1 protein-coding gene is annotated in these 9,792 nt (G+C 75.3%); it reads right to left on the bottom strand.

The annotated features are described in order from the left end of the window. Positions 1-121: 121 nt before the first annotated feature. Positions 122-9,763: a type I polyketide synthase gene (locus tag OG299_RS41165; protein ID WP_327364804.1), complete on the bottom strand. Its 9,642-nt coding sequence runs from the start codon at positions 9,761-9,763 to the stop codon at positions 122-124. Between the last annotated feature and the right edge of the window lie 29 nt (positions 9,764-9,792).

Raw genomic sequence — 9,792 nt, 5'->3', positions numbered from 1 at the left:
AGTTGTGCCTCCAGATCGGTCGCCCGCCGCTTGAGCTCCCGGATCGCGGGCAGGGCGAGTTCCAGCCGACTCTGTTCAGACATCAGGAGTTCCTTCCGGGAAGTGCGGGGTGTGGAAGCTTCTAGAGTTCGAGGAGGGCGTCGAGCTCGGCGCCGATCTCGGCGACCGAGCGGGCCGGCGCCGGCGCGGCCGGGTCCGGTGAGGCCTCCGGTTCCGGCTCCGTCCCGGACTCCGCTCGAGCGATCCCCATGCGCCGCATCAGCAGCTCCGCGATGTCCGCCGGGGTCGGGTGGTCGAAGGCGAGGCTCGCGGGCAGCGGCACCTCGGCGGCGTTCGCGAGCCTGCGGCGCAGCTCCATGGCCATCAGCGAATCGAGGCCGAGGTCCTTTAGTACGGCCTTGCTCCTGAGCCCTCCGGGCCCGGGCAGCCCCAGGACGACGGCGGCCTCCTCCAGGACCAGCCTGGTGACCGAGGCGGCCTGCTCCTCGGGCGTCCGGCCCTCCAGACGCTTCCGCAGCCCGCCGCCCGCCGGGTCCTCGCCGGCGCGGCGCAGCGCCGGCCGGACCAGTCCCCGCAGCAGCGCCGGGGGTTCGCCGTCCAGCGCCGCGAGGTCGAGCCTGACGGGGACGAGGTTGCCGTCCGGCGAGCGCAGTGCGCGGTCCAGCAGCCGCAGGGCCTTGGCGACGGGCAGCGGTGCGATGCCCTGCCTGCGCAGGCGTCCCAGTTCGGCCTCCGTGAGGTGTGCGGTCATGCCCGAGCCCGCCTGCTCCCACAGCCCCCAAGCCAGGCTGGTCCCGCCGCTGCGGGCGGCGAGGGCGTCCAGGTAGGCGTTGGCCGCCGCGTACGCGCCCTGCCCGGCGGAGCCGAGGGTTCCAGAGACGGAGGAGAACAGCACGAACGCCGACAGGCCCAGATCCGCGGTGAGTTCCGCCAGGTGCGCGGCCCCGTCGAGCTTGGGGGCCAGCACCGTGCGCAGACGTCGCTCGTCGTAGTCGAGCAGCAGGCCGTCGTCGAGGACGCCGGCGAGGTGCAGTACCGCCGACCAGTCGCCCGCCGAGGACAGTACGCCGGCCACCTGGGTCCCGTCGGAGACGTCGCAGGCCAGCACCCGGACAGATCGCGCACCGGCTCCAGTCAGTTCCGCGACCAGGCTTCCGGCTTCCGGGTTCCCGGGGCCGCTGCGCGAGGTCAGCACCAGGTCGCGGACCCCGTGCTCGGTCACCAGGTGCCGGGCGACCGCCCTGCCGAGTTCGCCGGTGCCGCCGGTGACCAACACCGTTCCGTCGGCCACGGAGCCGGCGCCGGCCGCACCGGCCGCACCGACCGCGCCCGCCGCGGTCAGCCGGGGCGCGAGGAACTCCCCGCCCCTGACGGCGAGTTCGGGCTCGCCGGACACGGACAGCGCCGACAACAGGGTGGGGGCGTCGATCCGGTCGCAGTCGACGATCCGGAGGGCCGCCTCCGGGTGCTCGCGCCGCGCCGCCCGCAGCAGCCCCCACAGGGGGGCCTGGGCGAGGCCGCGCACCCGGTCCCCGGGGCGTGCGGCGATGCTGTCCCGGGTGATCCACACGAGCTCGAGGCCCCTGCGGGGCACCAGTCGGCGCAGCAGGTCCAGCGCGCGTGCGGCCGACTCGTGGGCGGCGGCGACGCCCTCGGCGTGCGCGGTGGCGTCGATCAGGATCCGGCGCGGGCCGTCTTCCGTGACCGTCTCGGACGGCGTCACGCCGAGGGCCTCGGACACCGGGCCGCTGCCCAGGACCCGGACCGGCTCCGCCACCGCGGGCACCTGCGGCACGGGCCGGAAGGCCACGCGGTAGAGGTCGGGAACGGTGAGGGCGGCACGCAGCAGGCCGGCGCTGACCGGACGCAGCCGCAGGGCGCCGACGTACGCCACCGGCGCCCCGGCGGGGTCGGTGATCGCGGCCCGGATCCGGTCGTCGCGGACGTCGACCCGGACGCGGAGCTCGGTGGCTCCCGTGGCGTACAGGCGGACGTCGGTGAACTGGAAGGGGAGCTGGGCCTCGGCGGAGGCCGGGACCGCCGCGCGCATCACCTGGAGGGCCGCGTCCAGCAGGGCCGGGTGGACACCGAATCCGCCCGGCTCACCGGCCGGCAGCCGGACCACGCCGCAGGCCGTCCCGCCCTGCCCGCACAGTTCGGCCACGCCGTGGAAGGCGGCGCCGTAGTCGACGCCCTGGGCGGCGAAGCCCTCGTAGAAGCCGGCGAGGTCCACGGCGGGCAGCGCGGGCACCGACCAGTCGGTGGGCTCCGGACCGAAGGCGTCCACCAGCACGCCCTCGGCGTGGGTGCTCCAGGTGCCCGTGCCCTCCGCCTTGCCGTGCAGGGTCACCGGTCGCCGTCCGCCGTCGGCGGGGCCGATCCTGACCTGCACGTGTACCGCGTCCTCCAGGACCATGGGCCGCGACAGGGTCAGCTCGCCGACGCCGGCCGCTCCGGCCTGGCCGGCGCCCGCGAGGACCATGTCCAGCAGCGCGGTGCCGGGGACAACGACGGTGCCGAAGACCACGTGGTCGGCCAGCCAGGGCTGGGACGACGCCGACACCCGGCCGGACAGCACCCAGCCGCCGTCGGCCAGTTCGGTGACCTCGGTCAGCCACGGGTGCCCGGCTCCGGAGCCGGAGCCGTCCGGCCAGAAGCGCTTGCGCTGGAAGGCGTAGGTGGGAAGGTCGACGCGGCGGCGGCCCTCGCCCAGGAGCGGGGCCCAGCCCGGCCCGGCACCCGCCGTGTGCGCCCTGGCGACCGCGAGGGTCAGTGCCTCGGGACCGGACCGGTCGGCACGCTGGGTCGGGACCACGACGGCGTCGTCGCCGTCGAGGCAGTCCTCGATCATGGCGGCGGGCGTTCCGTCGGGGCCGATGTCGAGGAACCGGGTGACGCCTTCGCCGCGCGCGGTACGGATCGCGTCGGCGAACCGGACCGGCTGCCTCACCTGGCGCACCCAGTGGTCGGGACCGCAGTCGGTGACGGTCCGCCCGGTCAGGTTCGTCACCAGCGCGATGCGCGGCGGGTGGAAGGTGAGCCGCTCGGCCACGCTCCGGAACTCGTCGAGCATGCCGTCCATGTGCGCGGAGTGGAAGGCGTGGGACACGTTGAGCCGCTTGGTGCGGCGTCCGGTGAACCGCCCGGCCACCTCGGCCACGGCGTCGGCGTCACCGGCGATCACCACGGACCGCGGGCCGTTGACCGCGGCGAGGTGCACCCGCGCGGACAGCAGCGGGGCCACCTCGTGCTCGCCGGCCTGGAGGGCGAGCATCACGCCGGTGTCCGGCCGGGCCTGCATCAGCCGGCCGCGGGCGGCGACCAGCGCGCAGGCGTCCTCCAGGGAGAGCACGCCCGCCACGTGTGCGGCGGAGAGCTCGCCGACGGAGTGTCCGAGCACCAGGTCCGGCGTGAGCCCCCAGCTCTCGAGGAGCCGGAACACCGCCACCTCGAAGGCGAACAGCGCGGGCTGGGTGAACTCGGTCCGGCGCAGCGCGTCCGGGTTGTCGATGACCTCGGCGAGCGGACGGCGCAGGTGCGGGTCGAGTGCGGCGCGGATCTCCCGCCACGCGGCGTCGAACACCGGGTACGCCGCGCGCAGATCGGCGCCCATGCCCGCACGCTGGGTTCCCTGCCCGGCGAAGACGAACGCCGTCCGGCCGTCATCCGCCGAACCCTCCACCACGGACGCCGAGGACGCCCCGTCGGTGATCGCGCGCAGCCCGGCGAGCAGGTCGCCGGTGTCGCGGCCGACGACGACGGCGCGTTCCCGGAAGGAGGTGCGCGAGGTGGCCAGGGAGAACGCCAGGTCGGCCGGGTCGGTGCCGGGGTGCGTCCCGACCCGGACGGCCAGCCGGGACGCCTGCTCGCGCAGGGCTTCCGGGGTCCGCGCGGACAGGGTCCAGGGCAGCAGGGCAGGACGGGGGCCGGCGGCCGGTTCCTCGGCCCCTGCCGGCGGTTCCTCGGCCCCGGCGGCCTGTTCGAGGATCAGGTGGGCGTTGGTGCCGCTGATGCCGAACGAGGAGACGCCGGCCCGCCGCGGGCTGTCCGCGTCCCAGGCGACGGGGTCGGTGACGAGCCGGAGGGAGCCCTCCGACCAGTCGACGTGGCGGGAGGGGGTGTCGGCGTGCAGGGTACGGGGCACTGTGCCGTGGTTCATGGCCAGCACCATCTTGATCACGCCGGCCACGCCCGCCGCCGCCTGCGTGTGCCCGATGTTGGACTTCACCGAGCCCAGCCACACCGGCCGTCCGGAGGCGCCGTAGGTGGCCTGCAGCGCGCGTGCCTCGATGGGATCGCCCAGCGTCGTGCCGGTGCCGTGGGCCTCCACGACGTCCACGTCAGAGGCTTCGAGCCCCGCCGCGGCGAGAGCCTTGCGGATGACCTGCTGCTGGGCCCGGCCGTTGGGCGCGGTGAGCCCGTTGGACGTGCCGTCCTGGTTGACGGCCGAACCGCGGATCACGGCCAGTACCGGATGCCCGTTGCGCCGTGCGTCGGACAGCTTCTCCAGCAGCAGCAGTCCGCTGCCCTCGGACAGTGCCGTGCCGGAGGCCCCGTCCGAGAAGGCGCGGCACCGTCCGAGGGGGTCGAGGCCGTGCTGCCGGCTGAATCCGACGAACAGTCTCGGTGTGGCCATAACGGTGGCGCCGCCGGCGATGGCCATCGCGCACTCGCCCCGCGACAGGGCCTGCGCGGCGAGGTGGATGGCGACCAGCGAGGCCGAGCACGCGGTGTCCACCGTGACCGACGGCCCCTCCAGGCCCAGTGCGTAGGAGACGCGGCCGGAGACCACGCTGGCGGCGCTTCCGGTGAGCCCGAACCCCTCGGAGCCGTGCGGGGTGCCCAGCGAGGCGTAGTCCTGGCCGTTGGTGCCCAGGTAGACCCCGGTGTCACTGCCCTTCAGCGCGGCCGGTGCGATCCCGGCCCGTTCCAGCAGCTCCCAGGACCCCTCCAGGAGGATCCGCTGCTGCGGGTCCATGGTCAGTGCCTCGCGGGGGCTGATCCCGAAGAACTCCGGGTCGAAGTCGGCGGCGGCCACGAAGCCGCCTTCGCGGACGTAGCTCGTACCGGGGTGGTCGGGATCCGGGTGGTACAGCGCGGACAGGTCCCAGCCCCGGTCCTCGGGGAACGGCGTGATGGCGTCCCCGCCGTCGGCGAGCAGCCGCCAGAAACCCTCCGGGTCGCGTACTCCGCCGGGGAACCGGCAGCTCATGGCGACGATCGCGATGGGCTCGTCGGCGCCGGCCTCGGGGGCACCCGACGGGGCGGCCTCGGGGGCGGCCGCCGGGGTGGCGGTGGCGGTACGGGCGGCCGGGGCGGTCTCCCCGGCGGCCGGGTCGGGCTCCTCGTGCAGGTACGCGTCGAGGATGTGCGCGGCGACCTGCGCGGGCGTGGGGTGGTCGAAGATCAGCGTGGTGGGCAGCCGCAGGCCGGTGACCGCGCCCAGCCTGTTGCGCAGTTCGACGCCGAGGACCGAGTCGAAGGCGAGTTCCCTGAAGGTCCGCTCGACGTCCACCGCCTCCGGCGTCGGGTGGCCGAGCACAAGGGCGGTCTGCGCCCGGACCTCCTCCCGTGCGGCGCGCATCCGGCCGTCCGCGGGAAGTTCGGCCAGGCGCCGCCGGAACGCGGGCTCCTGGACGGCCGAGGCGTCCCGGCCGTCGGGCAGGTCGGCCAGCAGGGCACTGGGGCGGGTGGCCGTGAACACCGTGCGGAACCGGTCCCAGCGCACGTCCGCCACGGTGACGCAGGGCTCCGCGGACGCCACGGCCCGGTCCAGGGCCAGCAGGGCCAGATCCGGTGCCATCGCGGGTACGCCGTGGCGGTCGAGGACCTCCTTCACCGGCCCCCGCGCCATGCCGTCGCCGGCCCACGGGCCCCAGGCCACCGAGGTCGCGGGCAGCCCCTGGCTGTGGCGGAGCGCTGCCAGGCCGTCCAGATAGGCGTTGCCGGGCGCGTAGTTGCCCTGGCCCGGGACGCCGACGGTCGCGCCCCACGAGGAGAAGAGCACGAACGCGTCCAGTCCGGGGGCGAGTTCGTGCAGGTTCCAGGCTCCCTGCGCCTTCACCCGCAGCGCCGCGTCGACCCGGTCGGGGGTGAGGTCCTGGACGAGCCCGTCGTGCAGGGCTCCGGCGGCGTGCACCACCGCGTCGGGCCGGGTCCGCTCGACGAGCCCGCGGACCGCTTCCCGGTCGGCGACGTCGCAGGCGACGATCTCGACGCCTGCCCCGAGCCGCTGGAGATCGGCGGTGAGGGCCCGCGCCCCGGGGGCGTCCGGCCCGCTCCGGCTGACCAGCACCAGGCGTTCGGCGCCCTGCCCGGCCAGCCGGCGCGCGACCTCGGCGCCGAGCGCGCCCGTTCCGCCGGTGATCAGCACCGTCCCCGTGGGGCTCCAGCCGCGGGCCGGACCCGCGGCGGCGCGGACCAGCCGGCGGCCGTACGGTACGGAACCCCGGATCGCGACCTGGTCCTCGCCGTGGTCGCCGGTGAGCACCCCGGCCAGTACCCCCGGGTCGTACGCGGAGGACAGGTCGATGAGGCCGCCCCAGCGCTCGGAGTGCTCCAGGGCGACGACCCGCCCCAGCCCCCACACCAGCGACCCCTCCGGGTCGACCGCCTCGTCCGTGACGGCGGCGGCGTCCCGCGTCACGCACCACAGCGGGGCGCTCACGCCGGAGTCCCCCAGCGCCTGCACGGCGGTCAGGGTCGCCGCGTAGCCCGCGGGAACCCCCGTGTACCCGGTGTACGGCCCGTCCTGCGCCGCCGGCAGGCAGAGCACGCCGTCGCAGGCCGTGCCGCGCAGCCGCGCGGCGAGCGCACCCCGGTCGAGGCCGGGTTCGAGCTCCATGAGGGTGACGCGCAGGCCCTGTCCGGTCAGGGCCCCGGCCACCGAGCGCGCCCAGGCGTCGCCGGCGGGCGCGAGGGCCAGCCAGTCGCCCGGGCGCACCGCCGGTCCGGGAACCTCCTTCCAGGCGGCCTTGTACTCCCAGCCGTCCACGACGGACTCCGAGGTGCGCCGCCTGCGCCAGGAGGCCAGGGCGGGCAGGACGGGAGCGAGGGCGTCCCGGTCGAGGCCCAGGGTGCGGGCCACCCCGTCGAGGTCCTCGTGGCCCACCGCGTCCCAGAACGGCGCGTCCTGCGCCGGCCCGCCGCCGTCCGCCGCGCCGTCGATCCAGTACCGCTGGTGCCGGAAGGGGTACGTGGGCAGGTCCACGGTGTTCGCCCGCTCGAAGGCGCGGCTCCAGTCGACGTCCACCCCGGCGGCGTACGCCTCGGCCAGGGCCGTCAGGAAGCGGTCGCCCTCCTGCCTGCGCAGCGTTCCGACGGTGCGCACCTCGGCGCTCTCCTCCACGCCCATGGTGAGCACGGGGTGGGGGGTGCACTCGATGAACACGCTGCGGCCCTCGGCGGCCAGCTCGCGCACGCACGCGTCGAGTTCGACCGTGGAGCGCAGGTTCCGGTACCAGTAGCCCGCGTCCAGGGTCGCGGTGTCGATCCGGCCGACGTCGACGGTGGAGAAGAAGCCCGCAGCCCCGGGGCGCGGCCGGATACCGGCCAGGTCGGTCAGGATGTCCTCGCGGATGGCCTCCACCTGCGCCGAGTGCGAGGCGTAGTCGACCGGGACCCGCTTGGCGCGGATCCCGGCGGATCCGCAGTGCGCGAGCAGTTCCGCGAGCGCCTCCGGGCTGCCGGAGACCACCGTGCTGCGGGGCCCGTTGACGGCCGCCACCGACAGCCGGTCCGGCCACCGCCCGGTCAGCCGCAGCGCGTCCGCCCGCGAGCACACCAGGGAGACCATGCCGCCCCGGCCCGCCAGACCGCGGCGGATGGCCAGGGCCCGCAGCGCCACCACGGCCGCCGCGTCCTCGAGCGACAGCGCGCCGGACAGGCACGCCGCGGCGATCTCGCCCTGCGAGTGCCCGAGCAGGACGTCCGGGTCGACGCCGAAGTGCTTCCACAGCCGGGCCAGGGACACCATCATCGCCCACAGGGCGGGCTGTACGACGTCCACCCGTTCCAGGGCGTCCGCGTTCCCGATCACTTCGGTGAGCTTCCAGTCCACGAACGGTCCCAGCGCCGCCTCGCACTGCGCGAACCGTTCGGCGAACACCGGTGAGGAGTCGAGCAGTTCCGCGGCCATGCCGGCCCACTGGGCACCCTGTCCGGCGAACATCAGCACCGGGCCGCGCCCGCGGCCGGATCCGACGACCAGGTCCGGCACCTGGGCTCCCGACGCGAGCGCCTCCAGCCCCCGGCTCAGGTCCGCGGTCTCCCGTCCGAGCAGGACGGCCCGGTACTCGTGGTCGGCGCGGGTGGTGGCCAGGGAGAAGCCGACGTCGGCGGCCGACAGGCCGGGGTGCGCGGCGAGGTGGGCGCGCAGCCTACCGGCCCGTTCCCGCAGGGCCTCTTCGGAGCGCGCCGACAGCACCCAGGGGATCCGCGTCCGCGCGGCGGGTTCCCGGACCTCGGCGGCCCGCGCCGGCGGCGGCCCGGCCAGCGCGAGGTGGGCGTTGGTACCGCCGTAGCCGAAGCTGCTGACTCCGGCCAGGCGCGCTCCCTGGGGCCACGGCTGCCGGTCGGTGACCACGGCCAGGTTCGCCGCGTCGAAGTCGATGTCCGGGTTGGGCCGGCGGAAGTGCAGGCTTGGGGGCAGCTCGCCGTGGAAGAGCGCCAGGGAGGTCTTGAGTACGCCGAGCACTCCGGCGGCCGGTTCGAGGTGGCCGAAGTTGGTCTTGGCCGACCCGATCCGCAGCGGCTCCCCGGTCTTCCTGCCGTCGCCGAACACGCTGCCCAGGGCCGCGGCCTCGATCGGATCGCCCCGGCGGGTCCCCGTTCCGTGGGCCTCCACGTACGACACCAGGCCCGGGTCCGTTCCGGCCTCCCGCCAGGCCGAGCGCAGCACTTCGGCCTGCGTGTCGGCGCTCGGGGTGGCCAGGCCGTCGGTGGTGCCGTCGTTGTTCACGGCGCTGCCGCGGATCACCGCGTAGATCCGGTCGCCGCTGCGCCGGGCGTCGCCGAGCCGGCGCAGGACGACGACGCCGCAGCCTTCGCCCCGTACGTACCCGTTGGCGTCCGCGTCGAAGGCGCGGCACTGCCCGTCGGGGTTCTGCGTGCCGAACTTGGACATCGCGACGGTGGTGTGGGGGTGGAGGATGAGGCTGACCCCGCCGGCCAGCGCGAGGTCCGACTCTCCGGAGCGCAGGCTCCGGACCGCCTGGTGGATGGCGACGAGGGACGAGCTGCATCCGGTGCCGACGGACATCACCGGGCCGCGCAGGTCGAGGGCGTACGCGATGCGGGCCGGGATGATCGAGGTGTCCGTGCCGATGGCGGTGTGTGTGCGGATCTCACCGGCGGACGCCCCGGTGGCCAGGTGGTACTCCTGCCACATGGTGCCGAAGAACACGCCGGTGGCCGATTCGGCGAGCCGGTCGGTGCGGATCCTGGCGTCCTCGACCGCGGCCCAGGCGACCTCCAGGGCCACCCGCTGCTGCGGATCCATCTGGGCGGCCTCGGTGGGCGAGATGCCGAAGAACGCGGCGTCGAACCCCGCGACGTCGTCCAGGAACCCGCCCCAGCGGGTCGTCATCTTGCCGGGCGCCGAGGGGTCGACGTCATGCCAGTCATCGGCTCTCCACCGCTGCGGGGGGACCTCGCCGATGGCGTCGATCCCGTCCAGCAGGCCCTGCCAGAGCGCTTCGGGGGAATCGATCCCGCCGGGGAGGCGGCAGCCGAGTCCGATGATGGCAATGTCGTCGGCGTTCATCACGCATCCTCACTTCGGGCAGGTGAAAG

Source organism: Streptomyces sp. NBC_01296 (assembly GCF_035984415.1).
Lineage (GTDB): Bacteria > Actinomycetota > Actinomycetes > Streptomycetales > Streptomycetaceae > Streptomyces.
The sequence above is the reverse complement of the archived record's forward strand: the minus strand, read 5'-3'. Positions and strand labels throughout refer to the sequence as shown.